Here is an 18,354-nt window from a genome sequence, read left to right as displayed (position 1 = left end):
TCCGCCCACCCAGCGGGAGAACCTGTTCCTCTACCATTCAACCCACTCGTAGCGTGGCCACCATGACCGATCCTGACTTCTCCACCGCACCACTCGACGTCGTAGTCATCGGCGCCGGCGTCGCCGGCATGTACGCCATGCACCGACTTCGCGAGCAGGGGCTGCGTGTCCACGGCTTCGAGGCGGGCTCCGGAGTGGGCGGCACGTGGTACTTCAACCGCTACCCGGGCGCACGCTGCGATGTCGAGAGTTTCGACTACTCCTACTCGTTCTCCGAAGAGTTGCAACAGGATTGGGACTGGAGCGAGAAGTACGCCGCGCAGCCGGAGATCCTGTCCTACCTCGATCACGTCGCCGATCGCTTCGACCTACGCAGTGGGTTCACTTTCGATACCCGTGTCCTGAGCGCACGGTTCGACGAGGACTCGTCGACGTGGCGAGTGCACACCGACGGTGGTCATGACGTCACCTCGCGGTTCGTGGTGTGCGCCACGGGCAGCCTCTCGACCGCGAACGTTCCGAACATTGCAGGTCGCGAGACTTTCGGCGGTGAGGTCTTCCACACCGGCTTCTGGCCGCACGAGGGCGTCGATTTCACCGGCAAGCGAGTGGGAGTGATCGGCACCGGATCGTCGGGCATCCAGTCCGTTCCGTTGATCGCCGAGCAGGCCGATCACCTCTTCGTGTTCCAGCGGTCCGCGAATTACAGTGTGCCGGCGGGAAACACGCCTCTCGATGACAAACGACGCGCAGAGATCAAGGCCGACTACGCCGAGCGTCGAGCGCTGTCCAAGCGCAGTGGCGGTGGATCTCCGTTCGTTTCGGATCCTCGCAGCGCGCTCGAGGTGTCCGAGGCCGAGAGGAACGCGGCCTACGAGGAGCGGTGGAAGCTCGGCGGTGTTCTGTTCGCCAAAACCTTCGCAGACCAGACCAGCAACATCGACGCCAACGCGACGGCGGCAGCATTTGCCGAGGCCAAGATCAGATCGGTGGTCGAAGATCAGGCCATCGCCGACCTGCTGATCCCGAACGACCACCCCATCGGGACCAAGCGGATCGTGACGGACACCGACTACTACCAGAGCTACAACCGTGACAACGTGAGCCTGGTCGATCTCAAGAGCGCACCGATCGAGGCAATCGACGAGGCCGGGATCAAGACGACCGACTCGCACTACGAACTCGACGCATTGGTGTTCGCCACCGGTTTCGATGCGATGACCGGGGCACTCGATCGCATCGAGATCCGTGGCCGCAACGGCGAGACCTTGCGAGAGAACTGGCATGCGGGTCCGAGAACCTATCTTGGTTTGGGAGTTCACGGCTTCCCGAACCTGTTCATCGTCACCGGGCCGGGCAGCCCGAGTGTGCTGTCCAACATGATTCTCGCTGCCGAACAGCACGTCGACTGGATCGCCGACGCGATCAACCACCTCGATTCGGCGGGCATCGACACCATCGAGCCGAGTGCCGAAGCCGTGGACAACTGGCTCGAGGAGTGCTCACGCCGGGCGTCGGCAACATTGTTCCCATCCGCGAACTCCTGGTACATGGGAGCCAACATCCCGGGAAAGCCGAGGATATTCATGCCCTTCATCGGAGGCTTCGGTGTCTACTCCGACATCTGTGCAGACGTGGCAGCAGCGGGATACCGAGGCTTCGAGCTGAACAGCGCGGTGCACGCATGAGCCGGCTGGAGGGCAAGCGGGTACTCGTGACGGGTGCGGCCGGCGGAATGGGACGCTCACACTGTGAGCGGCTCGCCGAGGAAGGCGCGTCCGTGATCGCGTTGGATGTCGAACAGGCGCAATCGGGGTTGGCGGAAACCGCTCAGGCAGTGCGTGATCGAGGCGGTGTCGCGGTCACCGGTGTGGCGGATATTCGGGACTTCGACGGTCTGGCCGCCGTCGTGGCCGAGTGCGTTACCGAACTCGGCGGGTTGGACGTCGTGGTCGCGAATGCAGGCGTCTACGACACGCCGGGACCGTCGTGGACCATCGATCCTGCAGTGTGGAACCGCTCGCTGGACGTCAATCTGACCGGGGCGTGGCACACCGTCAAGGCCTGCGTTCCGCACTTCGGCGACGGTGGATCCGTCGTTCTGGTCAGCTCGACAGCGGGAATCAAAGGTATTGCCGGAGCAAGTCATTACAGCGCAGCCAAGCATGCCGTGGTGGGCCTGGCCAGAACGCTGGCCAACGAGTTGGGGGCGCAGAGTATCCGCGTCAACTCCGTGCATCCGGGTTCGGTACGTACCCCGATGATCATCAACGAGCGAGTGTTCGCGAACCTGTGCCCGGACATCGAGAATCCCACCGAAGCAGACGCTGCTGCAGTGCTCAGCGCTCGCAACTTGCTGCCCGTTCCCTGGGTCGATCCGGTGGACGTCAGTAATGCGGTCCTGTTCCTCGCATCCGCGGAGTCCCGCTACATGACCGGCTGTCAGTTGGTTGTCGACGCCGGCCTGACCCAGAAAGTGTGAATTGATGACTTCTCGATTGGAAGGCAAGATCGCGCTGATCACGGGTGCGGCACGAGGAATCGGGCGGGCTCAGGCCGTGCGTTTTGCCGAAGAGGGCGCGGACATCATCGCGGTCGACGTGTGCACCTCGGTGGAAACCACAGTCACGCCGCCCGCGACGGAGGCCGATCTCGATGAGACAGTGGCGCAGATCCGGGCGCTGGGGCGAAAGGTCGAATCTGCGGTAGTGGACGTTCGGGATCTCGAGGCACTACGCAGTGCCGTGGACTCGGCCGTCGGAACGCTCGGTGGTCTCGACATCGTCTGCGCTACAGCTGGTATCACGTCCTCCGATGGGGTCCTGACCATGTCGGAAACGATGTGGCAGACCATGCTGGACGTCAATCTGACCGGCGTGTGGCACACCACGACCGTCGCTGCTCCGCACTTGATCGCGCGGGGCGGGGGATCGATGACACTCACAAGCTCCATCGCCGGACTTCGGGGGCTGGTCGGAGTCGCGCACTACACCGCAGCCAAGCATGGAGTCGTTGGTCTGATGCGTTCGCTGGCAAAGGAACTGGCTCCGCACAACGTACGCGTCAATACGGTCCATCCCACCAACGTCGACACCCTCATGATTCAAAACCCGTTGGTGCGCGGCAAGTTCCGCCCCGATCTCGAGAACCCGACGCGCGAAGAATTTGCTGCCGCAGCGATGACGATGAACATGCTCGCCATTCCGTGGATCGAACCGGTGGACGTAGCGAACGCTGCTCTGTTCCTGTCTTCCGACGAGGCTCGCTACATCACGTCGGTCGCCCTGCCGGTGGATGCAGGAAGTTCTTCCCGCTGAGGTTTCGAACAGCTGAAATCTTGAACAGCTGAAATCTTGAACAGCTGAGGTTTTGACACGCTGAGTTCCGCCACGGTGTGTAGCGTCGGTTTCACCTAACCGAAAGGCGTACACCGTGGCGGAACGGCGCTATCTGGAAGTCACCGTCGGGATCAACATCGTGATGGTCCTCGACCACCGCACGGTGGAGGTCTTCGACCGCACCGCCGCGAGCACGAGCGAAGTGGCTCGTTGGCATGTCGAACACATTGCGGTGAAGGCGAAACCGTCGAAGTCGGGACTGAAACTCACCATCGGGAACAGGCTCGCCGACGACTCGATCGCGGTAGCGGGTCCACGGGCATCGCTGACTGTTCCGCCGGAGAACGAGGCAGCCGTCATCGCGTTCTTCGACGAGGTCAAGGCTGCTCGGGTGTGAATCGGCAGAAGACCTTCGGCGCGGATGATTCGGATTCTCTCGGCGAGCATGTCGTACGCTGCCACGATAGCGTCCCGGTACGAATCCCGGTTTCATCCGGCGCAGAGGATTCATCTGCGTGACGATCGACCACAACTGACCAGCCACGTAATCGTGCGTGGCTAGTCAGTCGAAAGGCCGGCGATATCAAGCTTTACGCGCGGCGGCATGGGCCCCGGCGACACGGCCGAATGCGAAGGCGTCGGCAATGTGGAATCCGCCGTCCTTCGCCGCGCTGTAGGTGGAACTGACCGCGCCCGCGGCGTAGAGGCCAGGAATTGGATTGCGGGCAGTATCGAGTACGCGGGAATGACCGTCGCGGCGCGGCCCACCGCTACTCCATCCCAGCAGTGGCGACCCGGAGACGGCGTAGAACGGAGCGGTGGCCACCGGGGCCAAAGTTTCGGGATTGCGGCCGAACGAATGGTCGATGCCGTCCGCGCACGCCTCGTTGTAGCGTCGCACGCTCGTTTCCACGACTGTTGGGTCCAGTCCGAGTTTCTCGGCGAGTTCGGCGAGCGTGTCCGCCTTGAGGATCCATCCCTTGTCGATCTCGGCTTGATTGTCCGAGCTCCACTCGTACCCTTCGTCGAGAACCCTGTGGCCGACGGGCAGTGCGTCGCGGCCGGGGCTCAGCTGTCCGGCCAACCTCATCGTCTCGTCGAAGACGACGTTCATCGGTTGCACCGGAAAGTGTTGGTAGGAACCCTCTCTGAACACATGACCATGCCGCATTTCGGCTGACTCGTCGGTGAAGCGTCTACCTTCCCGGCTGAGGAACACATAGTTGTGCGCGTTCCACAGTGCGAGGAAGAATCCAGTCGGATTTTCGAGGTCGCCGGGAATTCCCGTAATGGTCATCATGTTGTTCATGTGCCACAGATCGGCGCCCACGGCCTGTGCCATGCGGTGACCGTCGCCGGTTGCCGATGGTGAGCCCCAGATCTTCGGATTCTCCAGACGCAAGTAGTCGCGCACCATCGTCGGATTTGCTTCGAATCCTCCGGTGGCAAGGATGACGCCCCGGCGTGCCTGGATCTGCGAAGTCTTTTCACCCGAACGGATCTCGACTCCGGTCACCGCTCCGGATTCATCCGTCAGCAGTCCGGTGGCTTCGGTGTCGAATAGTGTTGTGACGCCGCGTTCAGCGAGAGCGGAGACGAGGAACCGGTAGAGAAGTTCATTGCCCATCTTCCCTTCGACGGTGTCCATCCCTGCGTAACAAGAACTTCCGTCAAGTTCGGCGAACTCTGCCGCGGAATGGAAATCGCCGGTCATCGCTACAGTTGCACCCAGACTGCGGATCCAGTCGGACAGTCCGTGAGTGTTCTCGGCCCAGGCATCGATGACGTCCTCGGCAACGGGGAACTCCCCGTTCAACGAACGCAGGAAGGTTCGGGCGGCAGCGGGGTCCTGGTTGACGAACCATCCACTGCCGGACAGTCGAGTGTTGCCGCCCGCGGAATCAGGTCCGCTCTTTTCCAGAATCACGACCGATGCGCCGTCGGCGTGCGCTTGGAGCGCTGCGGCCGATCCGGCAGCGCCCGATCCGATGACGAGTACGTCGACAATGTTATCCATGTCACAGAAGGTATTGCGGAATGGTGGTGCGGCGAACCCACCTTCCCGATGAGCGAGAAAGCCAGTGGTCGACGCCGCAGAGACGTCGCCCCGCAGGCACGTCGGGGGCCAGGCGAGGTAGCGGTTCAGTGCGTCGGGGGTGGCGCCAAAAGTGCGATATCGCGCTGTGACGTTTTCGAGACCCTAGCGTTATAGATGTGGTTGTGTCGGCGAAACCTGCCGGTGGCAGAGTTCGTCTGGAACGCAGTGACCGACACGGTTGGTTATCCGACGCACAGTGATTCATCGCTGATTCGGGCGGTGGGGCACGCCGAGTCCAGACAAGAGGCTTTCATGACTACGATCAACGAACGTTCTTCAGCTGCAAATGTTCTCGATCTCTTTGACAGCGCCGGCCGAGAAGGGCATCGGTACAGTATCGACGTGGAAAGCTACACCCCTTCGTATGCGGTACTGAGACTTGCCGGAGAATTGGACATGGGTCAGCGGGTGGAATTGGTGCACGCGCTCGACCGACTTCTCCTGGTCGGAACCGATATTCACGTCGATCTCTCCGGCGTGACCTTCATGTCGTCCGGAGTGGCGAATGCCGTTGTCGATGCTGCGGGGCGTGGCAACAACCGCATTCGCTTGTTTGCCCCGACGCGAGCGGTCTCCATGATCTTTCAGGCTCTCGGCGCCTCCGAACTCATTGCGGGCGATGCCACGTCGACCGCTGATGCTCTCGGTGCTTGAGCCGGAAACAACTCCCACGAACGATGTGAAGTGAGCAGTGCTCGATACGCGTTGACTTGGTATCTGGTCTGATCTGCGTGTCGATGTGCACTTTGCGGCGCGGGATCAGGTTGTCGTCACCGGGTTGCGCCGAGATTTGCGGTAGTCTCGTTCGGTGTCGAGCAGCCGGCGCCGCCATCGACGCGTCCGGCCGCATGAACGCTTGGTGGTCCCGACTCGTAGTGAAGAGCCACACCATGGCGTATGACACCAGCAACGGTTCGACATCGTCGAATTCTCCGATCACCCAGTTCTCCGATGTGATTGGTCTGGAAGTAAGCATGCAGTTCGCACCGATACGCCGCCTCGACGACCACGCACTTGCAGGCGCCGAGTTGCAATTGCGTGGGCCTGACAATTCCTCTCTGTGTTCGGCGCATGCCCTCCGTCGCGCCTCGCAATTGATGCAGCAACGCTCGGAATTCGACAGTCACAAACTGGCCATGTCCCGTACTGCACTCGCATGCACCGTCGCGGATCGCCTGCCGTTGCTGGTGGCAGTCGACTCGGCTTCCCGAGCAGCTCTGAACGCTCCTGGTATCGAAGGAGCGACGAGAAATCTGCAACGGATCGTCATCACGGTTGACAGCGCATCGGTGCTTACCGATCCCCACAACTCTCTGGCAGTGATCAGAGAAGCCCGCGCGGGCGGGCGTCTGATTGCACTCGACGGTGTCGGCATCGACAGGCACTCGGCGACACTTCTGTCTTTGGTCGAACCCGACATCATTATCACTTCCGCTGAATTGCTTTCCAAGGCAGCATATTTCGAAGTGGGAACGACGGTGCACGCGCTCGGCGCCTACGTCGAGCGATCGAACGCGATTATCCTTGCCGAGGGTGTCGACTCGGAATCGTCCCGTCTTGCCGCAATCACCATCGGAGCCACATACGGAACGGGTGAGTTGTATCCCGCAGTCGACGATCCGAGTTCACTGTTGTCCGAACCGGTCGTCGCGATGCCCGACAGTCCGGTGTGGAGTGATCCCATCCCCGAGGTGGGCACTCCCTACTCGATCGTGTCTGCTCACAGCCGGATCCGGCGCGGTACCAAGCGTCTGTTGATCCAACTGAGCAAGTCCCTCGAAGCGCAAGCCGCCACATCCGGTTCCTCGATGCTTGTTCTGGGCACCTTTCAACAAGCCGAGCATTTCACCGCATCCACAACAGCACGGTGGCGTCACCTCGCCGATACCGTAGGGTTTGCCGGTGTCTACGGTGTCGGACTGTCCGTGATGCTCGACGGTAAAGTTCAACACGCGCCGCTCGACCCGGGTGATGATCTCGTCAACGAGTGGACGGTCGTCACTCTGGGACCGCACCATGCGGCGATGCTGTCGGCGCGAGATCTTCATGACAACGGTCCAGATCTCGAGCGGACCTTCGACTTCGTGCAAACCTACGATCGCACCGCCGTCACCCAGGCAGCGCACTCTATTCTTCGTCGTTACCCCACGACGAATTCGTGAAACCGGTGCCGAGGTTCTCGACGTTCGCCGCGAGCGCTGCCCGACCGGCGATCGTGGCTAAGGATTGGCCGGGCGCCGCGCAGCACGTCTCTTTGCTGCAGAGTTGAGTAGATACCTTTCGGCGACCGTGTAGTCCGTGACGGTTGCGCCATCCGGTGCTGTGGTGTGGGTGAGCAGTTCGAGATAGCGGCGACGGAAGACATGGGCGTCGGATTCTGCGAGTAGGAACTCCGCCGCTGCGACGACCTCTGGTTTCGGAGCAGCGCGTGCATGCCGGTTTCGGGCAGGCCGAGTGCTCATGTTTTCCTCTGGATTTCGAAAGCGTCTGTGCCGGTAGTCATGTGCGAGTCGATCCTGACGTCGGTTCGGTCGCTACCGGTCATGAGAAGTCGTGAGTGGTTTCAGATCGATCGGCTGTCCGTCGGAGGGGAACGGCAAGGACATGTAGTTGAGAGGGGCGGTGTAGCCGGGCGCGACCTGCCAATCGAAGCGTGTGAGCAGGTGGTGCATGATCGCTTTGATTTCGACGCCGGCGAAGTGCATGCCGAGGCATTTGTGCACGCCTCCACCGAACGGTTCCCAGGCATACCGGTGCACCTTGTCTTCACGTCGGTGGTCCGCGAAACGTTCGGGATCGAAATGTTCGGGGTCGGGCCAGTACTGCGGCATGTGGTGAGTGAAATGTGGCACCACTGACACGTAGGTCCCAGCGGGTACGAAGTGGTCCTGTATCTGGGTGTCACACACCGCTCGGCGAGCCATGACCGGCACGGGAGCGACGAGTCGGAGGCATTCTTTCATCACCAGGTCCAAGCCGGCGAGTTGGTCGAGTTCGGCATAGCTCGGCGTCGACGTACTCAGTGCGAGTGATTCCGCCCGACATCTGTTCTGCCACTGCGGATTCTGGCCGAGATATTGCATCATTGTCGAGATGGTGATGGTGGAGGTGTCATGTGCGGCCATCAGCAGGAAGATCATGTGATCGATCACCTCGCCGTCGCTGAAGCGCTGTCCGGTGTCTGATTCGATGTGACAGAGAACGGAAAACAGGTCGTCGGTTTCGCGTGAACGGCGCGCAGGTAGGTAGCGGCGGAAGAAGTTTTCGAGGGTTCGGCGCCCGTCGAGGCCGCGCTTCCATCTGGTGCCGGGAACTCGATAACGGATCACCGAGGTTGCAGCTTGCACGCAATCGACGAAAGCTTTTTTCACAGAGTCGATTTCGCTTTCAGTGGTCCCTTCCGCGCCGCCCATGAAGATGTCGGTCGCCAGGTTGAGTGTGAGAGCTTTGAGGGCGGTGTAGGCGCGGAACCCATCGGACGGAGTCCAGGCGTCGAGCGCGGAGGCGATCGCGGGATTCAGCACGTCCACGGTCTTTTCGAGGCGCGATCTCGTGAAGGCTTGTTGCATGATGCGTCGTTGTCGTAGGTGCTCTTCGGAGTCGAGAAGCATCAGACCCCCGTGGAAGAAGGGGCCGATGAGCACTGACCAACCGTCGCTGTTGACAAAAGCGCGGTCCTTGTTCTGGAGAACTTCTTGGCATGCGTCGGGTCCGAGGGCTGCGACCCACCGTCTACCGGCCATCGAGAACCACGAGACCTCGCCGTAACGATCCCAGCGTTTTTGCATCAGAGCGAGAGGGTCGCGGATGTATTCGAAAGTTTGCCCTATTCCGGGTAGTCCCGAATTGCCTGAGATGGGACGCAACTGCGACCGGATGGGTGGAGCGGCCAGGATTTTCGACATCACGTACCTGCCTTCCGTTTGCATCTGACAGTGGCGCCTGTCAGATGGGGGTAGTCTGCGTCACAGTCGCGTCGTCTGTCAAGATCGACTCATGGCTTCTCCCACGCCCCGTCGATATGCCGGTCTGAGTGGTGAGCAGCGGGCCGCGCTTCGGCGTGAAAGCTTGCTTGCAGCAGGACTGGACGTGTTTGCGGCCGCGGGCAGGCAGGGTGCCACCATGACCGCCATCTGTGCGCATGCCAAGCTGACAGAGCGATATTTCTACGAGAGTTTCACCAGCAGGGACGAACTCCTCCAGCAGGTTTTCGACGGAATCGTCGACGAGGTGCGCGTGGCCGGAATGGCTGCACTCCGAACGACCGAGGGGACACGGGAGGAGCGCGTGCGGAGCGCCATTGCTTCGTTCGTCAACATCCTGACGGACGATCCTCGAAAAGGGCGTGTCGCGATGGTCGAGTCGGTGGCTTACGAGCCGCTGCGCACTCACCGGCGGGGAGCGCTGCGTGGGTTCGCGCAGATGGTGGCCGACGAGGCTGCGCTCTTGTACGGCGATCGAGCTTGGCCTCCCCATCAGGGTGAGATCAACGGATTACTGTTCGTGGGCGGCCTGGCCGAATTGGTGACGGCCTGGCTCAACGGCGAAATCGACATCACGCCCGCTGAGATCGTGGATGCCGCAACCTTCCAATTCACATCCACAGCGCACCGATGAAACGCGGGGCCGGCGATGCGGACTGCCAACTCCAGTGGGCGGCATGTGTCGTGATTCGAGGCAGTTTCGGGTCTGAATTGTCGATGACACTGTCCGCGCGGGTCCAGGGCTCTGCAGCCGCGAAGTACAGACGTTGGCCGCCGACATAACGGTTCATCGACGGGTGTTCCGGATCCGCGTTCGTTCCGTCGCGAAGGTTCATTCGCTCGGCGGTGATCTCGAAGGGCACGTCGAGAAAGATCGAATAGTCCCATCGGGAAGCAAATTCGTCCCGATGCAGAAAGAGTCCCTCGACGAGGACTACGGCTCCGTCGGCTGCATGCAAGTACGCGTCGCTGTCCCGTCGTGGTCGGTACTCGCGGTTACCTCCCGGTCTCAGAGGGGCGAGAACATGACGCTCGAGGGCGTCGTAGTCGTAGCTGTCGAGCCAGAAGCCTTCCGGTGACAGCCGACCTCTGCGATGGCGAATCTCCGGCGGATTGAGGAAGTCGTCGACGTGAATCACAATGGCGGGGCGTTCATTTAGCTGTGCTGCAAGACTTTTCGTGAATGTCGTCTTGCCGCTCCCGTCGACGCCGTCGATCGCGACGACGGGAGAGCCGCGCAGCGCGTTTATTTCGGCGGCCAAGGTCTCGAAGACCGTCTTGGTGCTCATCGAGCAGTTCTTCCCGCGCTCGTAGCGACGCGAAGAGGCCCGGTGTCGTACAGGATTCGGTGGCCGTCTTCGAGGACGCGTCGAGTGCCCGCGTCGAGCGGAAGGTCGGCCCAGCTCTCGCTCGCGAAATTCAGTTCGACGAGAAGACCGGACCGTAGGCGGAAGCGTCGTTCTCGGACGGGTCCCCAGTTGGCGGCTCTGATGAATCGCGCGTCGGGGCGGAGCCGGTCGAACCAGTCTTCATTTGCGAGCGCGTTCGCGTCGTCGGCCAGGATCATCAGATCAAGATCACTCGCCATACGCTCCGCGCCGCGCGCGTAGGACCCGACCAGCGCTACAGCTTTGACGTCATCGTGCTCAGCGGCCCATCGTTCGACGTCGACGAGCAGCGCGTTCACCGCACGTCTTCGCCCCTTCAATCGTGCTGACATACCGGCATCATTCCCCATCGCCACCCTTCTCCGTAGCTTCGCCGGGGCCTCTATCCTGGAACTGTCAGTGACAAACCAGGCGGAGGGATGCGTATGTCCAAAATGAGAGAACTCAGCCGATGAAAGCAATCATCGTGTGTACCTCTGTCTCCCATGGCAATACGAAGCTGATCGCCGACGTCATCGGAGAAGTTCTCGATGCTCGCGTGGTCGAGCCCGGTGACATCGACGCCGCGCAGCTCGCCGACTACGACCTCGTGGGGTTCGGCTCCGGCATCTACCTACGCTCGTACCACGCAGATTTACGCTCGTTCGTCGAGGCACTCCCCGAAGAACGGCGATCCAAGGCTTTTGTCTTCGCCACCAGTGGTTTTCCTGACAAGGGGATTCATCGCTTCTCGCGTCCACTGGTTCAGTTGCTCGAACAGAAGGGCTTCGATGTGGTCGCAGCCTTCTCGTCCCGTGCGTGGGATACCTATCTCCCGTTCAAGCCGTTCGGCGGTATCCGGAAGGGGCGGCCGAACGCCGACGACCTGGAATCGGCGCGCATGTTCGCCGAAATGCTACGCGGAAGCGTTCAGGACAGCTTGCCCGGCACCGGGTAGCTGCGCAGGCTCATCTCCAGCTCACCGGCGTCGGCAAGGTCGTTGATCGTCTGGCGCAGAGCGCCACACGTCCGTTGAGCGTTGGCACGGCTGTTCACGCGACCCAACTCCGGGCACACTTCCTGCGACTCTTCGAGCCATTGGACGCTGGTGTGCGCTTCGCTGTACTTCTCGACGAGGACGCGATTTCCGCAGTTGCGGCAACTGACCTGACGCATCAGCGTGCAATCAGATCGGCCGGTGACCAGAAGGCGCGCATGCTCGTGATCTTGGCGTCCTCGTCGAAAGTCATGACGTCGATCGGCTCGACCTCGTAGACCTGATCGCCCACCGGTGTGACGACGCGGAAGTGGAAGGCCGCGCTGGATCCGCTCACCCGCAAGGTAAGCAGTTCCGTCTCTTGCGAACCGCCCTCGAGAGCGCCGTAGAACTCGGTGATCGCGGCCTTGCCGACGCGGGGTTCGCTGCCGACCGGGTCTTCGAGCGTCGCGTTCTCGGCGTAGAGGGCGGCGATGTCCGCTGACGATCCGCGAGCCACGGCGTCGAGGTAGGTGGTAACCGTCGCCGTGATCGCGGCCGTGGTGTCTGGTTCGAGAGTGGTCATCGAGTTAGTCCGATCAGTCGAGAAGTTCAGGGTCTGACAACTACTTCGGACGCTATCGGTGCGGGCTCGATTCGGCGCCGGCATCTCCCACGCAGCGGGACAGCCTGAGCACTCAGGCGTCGAAGCGTCCGAACCCGCCGCGGTAGAACAGAAGCGGACCGTCGTGGCGCAGCACGTTCAGATCGGTGATGCGTGCGACGACGATGGTGTGATCACCGGCGTCGTGCTCCTGCTCGACCGTTGCTTCGATGCGGGCGAGCGCGCCGCTCAGCGCCGGAGCACCGTTGCCGGCGGCATCCCACTCGACGCCGAGGAACTTGTCCGTCCCGCCGCGAGCGAACGCCGAACACATGTCCTGCTGATCGTGGGCGAGAACATTGATGCAGAGAGTTCCCGTTTCGCGAAGCTTCGGCCAACTTGTCGACGTCTTCGCCGGGCAGAACGAGAGCAACGGGGGATCAAGCGATACCGAGACCAGGGACTGGCAGGTGAAACCGAGGGGTGAATTTCCGTCGTGAGCGGTGATGACGGTGACGCCGGTGCAGAAATTGCTCATCACGTTGCGAAGTGTGCGTCCGTCCAGAACTGGCGGCTCGGCGTTTTCCACGGTCATGTCGTCTCCTTGTTCAAATCTTTTGTTCAAAACTCTGCAAACAGCTTCAGAAGCAACGATGTGTGGCGCCGCGGCCGTAATCCAGCGGCAGTCCCACTCAATGGCAGCAATGGCTTCTCGGCACGGGTCAGGACCGACCGAGTGGCAGGTGGAGGGGTTTCGAGCAAATTTGATCCCGCTCAGCGGTCCGTTCGGATTCTACGAAACCAGCAAATGACCAGTGATTGTTAGACTTCGGGCATGTCCGAACCTGATGACGTGTCCCGAGGACTTCCCGCTACCAGCTGGGCAGTGCTCGGGATGCTGACGTTCGGGGAGGAGCTGACCGGAAACGATTTGAAGAAGTGGGCTGACTGGAGTGTCGGCTTCTTCTATTGGAGCCCGTCCATCAGCCAGGTGTACGCAGAACTGAAGAAGCTCGAAAGCATCGGGTTCGTGGAGTCCCGGGTCGTCTCCGAACCAGGGGTGCGAGGCAAGCGCCTTTACTCCATTACTCAGTCAGGAACCGACGCCGTCCGGACGTGGTCACGGGAGGCACCGGTGGAAGTTCCGGTGCTCAAGCACGGTGTGATGTTGCGTCTGTGGATGGGACACCTCAACGAGCCCGAGCGACTGAAGGCGCTGGTGGAAGCCCACATCGCCAATGTCGAAGAGCAGATTCGACGCGCGAAACTCCACGCAGATCATGCCGAGAACGAGCCGGCCTGGTCGTTCCCGGTCATGACGTTGCGATGGTCGGAACGGTACTTCCGAGCCGAGATCGAACTTGCTCGCGAACTGCTCGACGACATCGATCGTGCGACCGCCGAGTTCGCGAACGTCGCCGAGCACGACCGACTGGGATCACCGTTGCCCTCGACGCCTGGCAAATGGAAGAACGTCGAGGAGTACGTGTTGGCGCTCGAGCAAGCCGGGCTCACCGGCAACGGTTCGAGTATCTGAGTCAGGCCCCGGCTGCGGTCGGCATGTTGCGCAGCAGATGACGACGTTGCAAAGTCGGAGTGACGCTCAGCGATCCGCCGTCGATGCCTCGCCAAATTGCAGCGGCCGCCATACGGACCGGCGCTGCGCTGACGTGGTCGAGGCGGAGGGCCTTCGACGGCGCGCAGATGGATACCGCGGCGACGGCGCGGCCGATGGGGCCGATCGGTGCCGCAAGACAGCTGAATCCCGGTAGGCCGTTTCCGGATTCGAAGGCCACCCCGGACTCGCGGATTCTGGCGAGGTGGGGCAGTGCGTAGCCCGAGGACTTCGGCGAACCGAACGCGAGCAGTGCCTGACCGATCGCAGTGGTCTCGGCGCGGCGTCGACCACCGACACGCGTCGGCACTGCGGCGGCGAGGCGTCCGCCGATCTTCTCCATGTAGACCACATCGGGCCCGTCGAGGATGCCGAGGTGAACCACAAATCCGGTGACTCGGTAGAGCTCATGGAGAAGCGGCATGGCTGCAGCGTGGAGGCGGTCCTGATGAACCGCGAGCGATCCCAGTTCGACGAGGCGCATACCGAGTTCGTAGTCACGGCCGTCGCGACGCAGCCAACGCATCGAGACGAGACGTTCGAGCATGCGGTGGGCAGACGAGCGGGGAAGGCCTGTGCTCCGAACGACTTGAGCGAGCGTCAACCTGCCGGGACCGTCGAAGGCGTCGAGAACCAGCGAGACGCGATCGAGAATTGCTGTCGGGGCCGAATCGGCGCCTAAAGCATCCACAGCCTGCAGTGTCATCGTGTACCTCACTTCTCTTAGAGCTCCACAACCAGTGAACTGGCTATTTCAATTAGAAATAGTGTCATAGAGTTACGGATTTGTGAAGTGGATCACCGGTCTGTTTTCGGGCGCGTCGCGGTGGAAACGACGAGGGGGTTTGCGCGAATGCTCGCGCAAACCCCCTCGTCGTTTAACTACTGGCAGGTATTACATCGCCACCGGCAGGTATTGATCGCCACCGGCGGGTACTACATAGCTGCCAGTGGTTCGCTTCCGGACCAGTCGTGGCCCCAGTAGCTGTCAGCGGTGATCTCCTCGGAGGAGTACGAGTCCTGATCCACCCTCGCGCCCTCGGTGCCGAACTCGATGTCCCAGCCGCCGGGTGCGCGGACGTAGAAGGAGATCATCTTGTCGTTGGTGTGACGACCCAGGGTCGACGACACGGAGAATCCGTCCTTCATCACGCGGTCGAGTGCCTGGCCGACGGCGTCGAGGGTGTCCACCTCGACCATGATGTGAATCAGGCCGGGTGCGCCGCCGTGCGGTGCCGGGCACAGGGCCAAGCTGTGGTGACGCTCGTTGACGCCCATGAAACGGATTCGCAGCGGCCCGAATTCAGGCGGGGCCGGCAGGCGGAAGGCGCCGCGCGGGTAGAAGCCGAGCACCTCGGTGTAGAAGTCGAAGCTCGCAGCACTGTCCATGACGGGGAGTACGACGTGGCCGAGACCCTGTGAGCCGGTGACGAATCGAGCGCCGAAGGGCGTCACCACGGGGCTGTGGTCGAGGATCGCTCCGTGGAAGACCTCGATGGCTGCTCCGCCGGGATCGGTGAAGGCGATGACCTCTTCGACCCGTCGAGCATCTGCTTCGGCGAGCGAAAGCTGCTCGACCTCGGTGCCGTTCTTTTCGAGTGCTTCTTGAACGCGGCGCAGTGCGGCGTGGTCGGCGACCTCCCAACCGATGTTGACGATCTCGTCGCGCTCACCCTCGACGACGACGATGCGAGCAGCACGCTCGTCGAGTCGTAGGTAGAGCGCGTTCTCGTCCGGCCCACTGCCCTTGGCGAAGCCGAGAACGTCGAAAGCGAAAGTGCGCCAACGTGCCATGTCGTTGGTCGAGATCTTGACGTAGCCAAGTCCCTTGATGTCAGTGCGTGTCATCGTGTCTTTTTCCTGTCGATTTCTTGTGTCGAAGTCTGATCAGATCATCGCCCGCAGCGGACCCTGCGGGTCTGCGCCGAGACGGCTCAGTGATGCGGCGTGGAAAACGGTGCTCGGCACGTGAATTGCGTGATGCTGTCCAGCATGAGCATCGCGCCAGAATCGCTGAAGCGGCTTGTCCATCCGCAATGCGTTGCCACCGCAGCGTGGGTAGACCTGATCGATTGCGTTGACGGCGCGCCAGGCGGCCTGTACCTGAGTCTGACGTCCCTCCGCGCGCTGCTCGAAGGTCACTTCCTTGCCAGCGTCCACTCGATCCCACATGCGGTCGACGTTGGCAAGCAGGGTGTCGCGCGCAGCCCGGATGTCGGCGGTTGCCTGACCGATGGCGAACAAGGTGTACGGGTCGTCCTTGATCGCCGTGCCCTGCGCGTTGATGCGATCGGCTTGGTACTCGTTGGCGTGGAAGAGCATTCCCTCGCAGATGCCAATCGTGGCGGCGGTGATTCCGAGGGGGAAAATGTTCGACCACGGCATGAGGTACAGCGTCTCGGTGCGCCCGTACTTGCGCACTGCCGTGCCGTCGATGACCTCGTCGCAGTCCATGACGCGGTAATCGGGGACATACGCATCCTTGACTACGAGATCCTTGGAGCCGGTGCCGCGAAGTCCCATGACATCCCACGAGTCTTCAATGATCTCGTAGTCGGTGCGCGGAATGATCACATGGAGCATGCGCGGCGGCATCTCCATGTTGCCGTCCTTGTCACACGCCATCGCGCCGAGGAATGCCCAGTCGCAATGGTCGGTACCGGAGGAGAACTGCCAGCGACCGGAGAACTTGTAGCCGCCGTCGGTGGGGATACACATTCCGCCGGGCATGTACGGCGATGCCATCCAGGTGTCGGGATCGGATCCCCAGATCTCCTGCTGCACCTTGGGATCCGCGAACGCGAGTTGCCACGGGTGAACTCCGACGATCCCGTGGACCCAGCCGGCCGACGGGTTCAGTGAAGCCATCCGCATGACGGTTTCGGCGAATTCGCGCGGATGCGCCTCCATGCCGCCATGTTCCTTGGGCTGCAGCATGCGGATGGAACCGATTGCCTTCATCTTCTTGGCGGTGTCGTCGGCCACCCGGCCGATCCGCTCGGCCTCGATGCCTTCGGCGAAGATGTCGTCGGCCATCGCGTTGATCTGTTCGAGCACTTCGTACGTCATGTTGTTCCTTGCATCCAGTCTGGTTGTCTCAGCAGTGTTTTCGACTGCGGATCAGGAGGTTGTCTCGAGTGCCTGGGCGTCGCGTGCGGCAACGTTTTCGGCGACTTCCCGCTTCCAGCTCTCCACTGCGCGGGTGGTGTCGATCTCGAATTCGAAGCGCTTCGTCATGTCTTCCGTGACATTCTCGACGTCGGTGTAGAACTGGTTGTACCAGCGACGCAACTGGTAAACCGGGCCGTCCTCCTCGGAGAGCAGGGGGTTGTCGATCGGAGCTTTGTTCTTCCAGATCTCCACGTCCTGAAGGAATCCCATCTCGACGCCCTCGGTGAACTGCGCGGCCATCGCGGCAGTGGACTCGTCGTCCATACCGGGTAGCTTCTTGACCATCGCGCCGTACTGCAGGACGAACGCATTGTTCGAGATCGGGTAGTGGCAGTTGATCAGGACGGTCTCGATGATCTGCCCGTTGGCTTCGCTCTTGATCCAGTCGATCATGTACGACGGTCCGAAATATGAAGCATCCGAACGGAGCACAGCGTTGGGATCGCCGTAGTTGGTGCCGCTGATGACGTCCTCACGTCCCACCGATTCCATGTACTGGCTCGCGACATGACCTTCGAAGATGTTCTTGAAGTACTTGGGGAACGAGTAGTGAACGTAGAAGAAGTGGGCCATGTCCACGACGTTGTCCACGATTTCGCGGCAATGAGAGCCTTCGATGGTGAGCGTGTTCCAGCTCCAGGCGCTCCACTCATCGCTTCCGAAGCCCTCGATGTCGGGGATCGTGACCTCGGCGGGCGGGGGATTTCCCTGGGGATCGTGCCAGACGAACAGCTGACCGTTCTTCTCGAGAGTGATCCATGCCCGCGTCTTGGCCAGCGGCGGAACGCGTCGTGCGTAGGGGATCGCCGTACATTTTCCGTTACCGCCCCAACGCCAGTCGTGGAACGGGCAGGCGATCGAATCGCCCTTGACGGTTCCGTGAGCAAGGTTGCCACCCATGTGGCGGCAGTATGCGTCGAGAATCTTGATGTCGCCCTTGCTGTCGGCGAAGACGACAAGGCTGGTGCCGAATGCCTCGATCTGGTGGGGCTGACCGTCGCGATAGGTATTGCTCAGTCCGAGGCAGTGCCATCCACGTGCGAACCGTGCGGGAGGCGCTGCCGCTTCGATTTCTCGAATTTCCTCGCCGGCGCCCGTCTGCGTCGGGGTGTCCGTAGTGGTGAGTGGGCCGGTTCCGAGTGCCATGTCTTCCTCCGAGCCGCGTCTTGCGACGCTCCAGTGATGTGATCCGTCTCATACAA

General features: G+C 61.6%; 21 protein-coding genes. 9 read left to right on the top strand and 12 right to left on the bottom strand.

The features are described 5' to 3' along the window. Positions 1 to 62: 62 nt before the first annotated feature. From QM609_RS12745 to QM609_RS12730, 4 genes are all read left to right on the top strand, one after another. On the top strand, positions 63 to 1,688 hold the full coding sequence (locus QM609_RS12745; protein ID WP_076948817.1) for a flavin-containing monooxygenase: 1,626 nt from the start codon (positions 63 to 65) through the stop codon (positions 1,686 to 1,688). Then, positions 1,685 to 2,482 (top strand): mycofactocin-coupled SDR family oxidoreductase, encoded by a 798-nt coding sequence (locus QM609_RS12740; protein WP_058038555.1) that lies wholly within the window; start codon positions 1,685 to 1,687, stop codon positions 2,480 to 2,482. Before QM609_RS12745 ends, QM609_RS12740 begins: the two co-directional genes overlap by 4 nt. A gap of 4 nt (positions 2,483 to 2,486) precedes the next feature. Further along, positions 2,487 to 3,317, top strand: a complete 831-nt coding sequence (locus QM609_RS12735; protein WP_076948795.1) for a mycofactocin-coupled SDR family oxidoreductase — start codon at positions 2,487 to 2,489, stop codon at positions 3,315 to 3,317. 115 nt (positions 3,318 to 3,432) lie between these two features. Then, a complete protein-coding gene (locus QM609_RS12730) occupies positions 3,433 to 3,735 on the top strand; it encodes a hypothetical protein (protein ID WP_042452216.1) in 303 nt (100 codons plus the stop codon). A 186-nt stretch (positions 3,736 to 3,921) separates the two neighbouring features. On the opposite strand, the gene QM609_RS12725 is transcribed toward QM609_RS12730, so the two are convergent. After that, positions 3,922 to 5,355, bottom strand: coding sequence for an FAD-dependent oxidoreductase (locus QM609_RS12725; RefSeq protein WP_054187130.1), 1,434 nt, complete (start codon positions 5,353 to 5,355; stop codon positions 3,922 to 3,924). Between the two features lie 423 nt (positions 5,356 to 5,778). Here QM609_RS12725 and QM609_RS12720 point away from each other — a divergent pair, with 423 nt between their 5' ends. Both QM609_RS12720 and QM609_RS12715 read left to right on the top strand, forming a co-directional pair. Beyond that, positions 5,779 to 6,090, top strand: a complete 312-nt coding sequence (locus tag QM609_RS12720) for an STAS domain-containing protein (protein WP_228232503.1) — start codon at positions 5,779 to 5,781, stop codon at positions 6,088 to 6,090. Positions 6,091 to 6,410: 320 nt separating this feature from the next. Then, positions 6,411 to 7,598, top strand: coding sequence for a DICT sensory domain-containing protein (locus tag QM609_RS12715; protein WP_064114263.1), 1,188 nt, complete (start codon positions 6,411 to 6,413; stop codon positions 7,596 to 7,598). A 57-nt stretch (positions 7,599 to 7,655) separates the two neighbouring features. Here QM609_RS12715 and QM609_RS12710 read toward each other — a convergent pair whose 3' ends face one another. Both QM609_RS12710 and QM609_RS12705 read right to left on the bottom strand, forming a co-directional pair. After that, a complete protein-coding gene (locus QM609_RS12710) occupies positions 7,656 to 7,898 on the bottom strand; it encodes a hypothetical protein (RefSeq protein ID WP_064114255.1) in 243 nt (80 codons plus the stop codon). Positions 7,899 to 7,970: 72 nt separating this feature from the next. Continuing rightward, the gene (locus QM609_RS12705) at positions 7,971 to 9,341 is read right to left on the bottom strand and encodes a cytochrome P450 (protein ID WP_080726744.1); all 1,371 of its coding nucleotides are present in this window, start codon (positions 9,339 to 9,341) and stop codon (positions 7,971 to 7,973) included. 91 nt (positions 9,342 to 9,432) lie between these two features. Between QM609_RS12705 and QM609_RS12700 the strand changes: the two genes are divergently transcribed. Next, entirely contained in the window at positions 9,433 to 10,053 is a 621-nt protein-coding gene (locus QM609_RS12700) for a TetR/AcrR family transcriptional regulator (RefSeq protein ID WP_042452208.1), read from the top strand. On the opposite strand, the gene QM609_RS12695 is transcribed toward QM609_RS12700, so the two are convergent. Together QM609_RS12695 and QM609_RS12690 are read right to left on the bottom strand one after the other, a co-directional pair. Beyond that, positions 10,031 to 10,708: a nucleoside/nucleotide kinase family protein gene (locus tag QM609_RS12695; RefSeq protein WP_042452206.1), complete on the bottom strand. Its 678-nt coding sequence runs from the start codon at positions 10,706 to 10,708 to the stop codon at positions 10,031 to 10,033. The genes QM609_RS12700 and QM609_RS12695 overlap by 23 nt on opposite strands. Then, positions 10,705 to 11,139, bottom strand: a complete 435-nt coding sequence (locus QM609_RS12690; protein WP_037131485.1) for a nucleotidyltransferase domain-containing protein — start codon at positions 11,137 to 11,139, stop codon at positions 10,705 to 10,707. Before QM609_RS12690 ends, QM609_RS12695 begins: the two co-directional genes overlap by 4 nt. Before the next feature lie 119 nt (positions 11,140 to 11,258). Here QM609_RS12690 and QM609_RS12685 point away from each other — a divergent pair, with 119 nt between their 5' ends. After that, on the top strand, positions 11,259 to 11,744 hold the full coding sequence (locus QM609_RS12685; protein ID WP_003944338.1) for a flavodoxin family protein: 486 nt from the start codon (positions 11,259 to 11,261) through the stop codon (positions 11,742 to 11,744). On the opposite strand, the gene QM609_RS12680 is transcribed toward QM609_RS12685, so the two are convergent. From QM609_RS12680 to QM609_RS12670, 3 genes are all read right to left on the bottom strand, one after another. Further along, on the bottom strand, positions 11,717 to 11,962 hold the full coding sequence (locus QM609_RS12680; protein ID WP_003944366.1) for a hypothetical protein: 246 nt from the start codon (positions 11,960 to 11,962) through the stop codon (positions 11,717 to 11,719). The genes QM609_RS12685 and QM609_RS12680 overlap by 28 nt on opposite strands. After that, positions 11,962 to 12,348, bottom strand: coding sequence for a nuclear transport factor 2 family protein (locus QM609_RS12675; RefSeq protein ID WP_003944423.1), 387 nt, complete (start codon positions 12,346 to 12,348; stop codon positions 11,962 to 11,964). Before QM609_RS12675 ends, QM609_RS12680 begins: the two co-directional genes overlap by 1 nt. Before the next feature lie 112 nt (positions 12,349 to 12,460). After that, positions 12,461 to 12,961, bottom strand: coding sequence for a flavin reductase family protein (locus QM609_RS12670; RefSeq protein ID WP_007726733.1), 501 nt, complete (start codon positions 12,959 to 12,961; stop codon positions 12,461 to 12,463). Positions 12,962 to 13,201: 240 nt separating this feature from the next. On the opposite strand from QM609_RS12670, the gene QM609_RS12665 reads away from it, so the two are divergent. Next, complete coding sequence (locus QM609_RS12665) at positions 13,202 to 13,903, top strand: PadR family transcriptional regulator (protein ID WP_003944324.1); 702 nt, start codon at positions 13,202 to 13,204, stop codon at positions 13,901 to 13,903. Position 13,904: 1 nt separating this feature from the next. Here the strand turns inward: QM609_RS12665 and QM609_RS12660 are convergent, their stop codons facing one another. The 4 genes from QM609_RS12660 to QM609_RS12645 all read right to left on the bottom strand — a co-directional run bounded on the left by QM609_RS12660 (position 13,905) and on the right by QM609_RS12645 (position 18,298). Continuing rightward, positions 13,905 to 14,687 (bottom strand): IclR family transcriptional regulator, encoded by a 783-nt coding sequence (locus QM609_RS12660; protein ID WP_007726735.1) that lies wholly within the window; start codon positions 14,685 to 14,687, stop codon positions 13,905 to 13,907. A gap of 230 nt (positions 14,688 to 14,917) precedes the next feature. After that, positions 14,918 to 15,829 (bottom strand): biphenyl-2,3-diol 1,2-dioxygenase, encoded by a 912-nt coding sequence (gene bphC, locus QM609_RS12655; RefSeq protein WP_007726736.1) that lies wholly within the window; start codon positions 15,827 to 15,829, stop codon positions 14,918 to 14,920. A 39-nt stretch (positions 15,830 to 15,868) separates the two neighbouring features. Then, positions 15,869 to 17,050, bottom strand: a complete 1,182-nt coding sequence (locus tag QM609_RS12650; RefSeq protein WP_003944352.1) for an acyl-CoA dehydrogenase family protein — start codon at positions 17,048 to 17,050, stop codon at positions 15,869 to 15,871. 51 nt (positions 17,051 to 17,101) lie between these two features. Continuing rightward, a complete protein-coding gene (locus QM609_RS12645; protein ID WP_058038551.1) occupies positions 17,102 to 18,298 on the bottom strand; it encodes a 3-ketosteroid-9-alpha-monooxygenase, oxygenase component in 1,197 nt (398 codons plus the stop codon). Positions 18,299 to 18,354 lie beyond the last annotated feature (56 nt).

The sequence above is a fragment of the Rhodococcus sp. IEGM 1302 genome (assembly GCF_030056935.1).
Classification (GTDB): Bacteria; Actinomycetota; Actinomycetes; order Mycobacteriales; family Mycobacteriaceae; genus Rhodococcus_F; species Rhodococcus_F qingshengii.
The sequence above is the reverse complement of the archived record's forward strand: the minus strand, read 5'-3'. Positions and strand labels throughout refer to the sequence as shown.